We start from the raw sequence: 431 nt of genomic DNA, 5'->3' as shown, positions 1-431 counted from the left end.
GCAATATCAACAAGCCATCGACTATTATCAGCAGGCTTTAACCATTTATCAGGAAATCGGAGATCGTGAGGGAGAAAGCCATGCTCTCAATTATTTGGGCACTGCTTACAATTGCTTGGGACAGAATCAACAAGCCATCGACTATCATCAGCAGGCTTTAACCATTTATCAGGAAATCGGAAATCGTAGGGGAGAAGGCAATGTTCTGGTCTATTTGGGCGTTGTTTACCTTCAGTTGGGACAATATCAACAAGCCATCGACTATTATCAGCAGGGTTTAACGATTTTACGAGAAATCGGAGATCGTGAGGGAGAAGGCAATGCTCTGGTCAATTTGGGCATTGCTTACGGTTCGGTGCAATATCAACAAGCCATCGACTATTATCAGCAGGCTTTAACCATTTATCAGGAAATCGGAGATCGTGAGGGAG

At 43.9% G+C, this 431-nt stretch carries 1 protein-coding gene; it reads left to right on the top strand.

Annotated features, from left to right (window positions below):
* On the top strand, window positions 1-431 hold a 431-nt coding region (locus tag PL8927_RS27855; protein WP_156093369.1), incomplete at both ends, for a tetratricopeptide repeat protein.

The sequence above is a fragment of the Planktothrix serta PCC 8927 genome, assembly GCF_900010725.2.
Lineage (GTDB): Bacteria > Cyanobacteriota > Cyanobacteriia > Cyanobacteriales > Microcoleaceae > Planktothrix > Planktothrix serta.
Note: the sequence above shows the minus strand (reverse complement) of the source record. Positions and strands in the feature narration are given on the sequence as shown.